Origin of the sequence: Bacteroides sp. CAG:189, assembly GCF_000432295.1 — a bacterium.
Lineage (GTDB): Bacteria > Bacteroidota > Bacteroidia > Bacteroidales > Bacteroidaceae > Bacteroides > Bacteroides salyersiae.
In genome coordinates, this window is sequence record NZ_HF991053.1 from 112608 (window position 1) to 113574 (window position 967).

Below are 967 nucleotides of genomic sequence, written 5' to 3' on the forward strand. Positions count from 1 at the left end.
ATTGAATGCCGAGAAAAAAGAGTTAGTGCTTCAGGCACAGAAAAAAGAACTGCATAATAAGCAACTTCTCATAATTTCGCTGGTTACCTTACTGGTTTTCGTATTTATATTTTTGTATCGTGAGAATCGCTTGAATAAACGGCTTCTCCATTCGGAGGAAGAATTACGGAAAGCAAAAAATGCGGCAGAGACCGCCAGCCAGATGAAAACGTTGTTTATACAAAGTATGTCGCACGAAATTCGTACACCGTTAAATTCGATTGTGGGATTCTCTCAAATATTGGGAGACCGCTATCAGGATGATCCGGATACTAAGGTATATGCTTCTATTATAGAGGAGAACAGTAATAACCTCCTTCGGCTGATAACAGATGTGCTCGAGTTGTCTGATCTGGATAAGACCGGAAAGATGCCGGCTGATATCATGACCAATATAAATGACTGTTGTAAGTTGAGTGTGGATAATATTCGTAAAGATGTGCAAGAGGGAGTGGAATTGCATTTCCAGCCGGCCCGTGAAGAATTTATCGTGAAAAGTAATCCGGAGCGTATCATGCAGGTGTTGGTGAACTTGCTGCATAATGCTGCAAAATTCACTCCGTCGGGTGATATAACATTGGCATATAGTATAATGAAGGAGGGACAGCGGATCTGTTTTACTATAACCGACACAGGGCCTGGCATTCCTTTGGAAAAGCAGGAGGCGGTTTTCTCCAGATTTGCCAAACTTGACAGTTATTCGCAGGGTACCGGACTGGGACTCTCGATCTGTCGGGGAATTGCAGATAAGTTGGGAGGGAGCCTGACTCTTGATTCTAAGTACACGAAAGGGTGTCGTTTTGTATTTATAATACCATATTCTTAGTTTTTATATATTTAATACCCTAACAAATGAAAACAAAAGTATTTCTTATGAGTCTGGCGTTGAGTTGCCTTTGGAGCTGTCAGCAAAATGAATCGGAAGAGT

1 protein-coding gene is annotated in these 967 nt (G+C 41.5%); it reads left to right on the plus strand.

All coding sequences use genetic code 11. The features are described 5' to 3' along the window. A partial coding sequence (locus QVP90_RS07465; RefSeq protein WP_288204047.1) for a sensor histidine kinase occupies positions 1 to 865 on the plus strand: 865 nt, incomplete at its 5' end. Positions 866 to 967 lie beyond the last annotated feature (102 nt).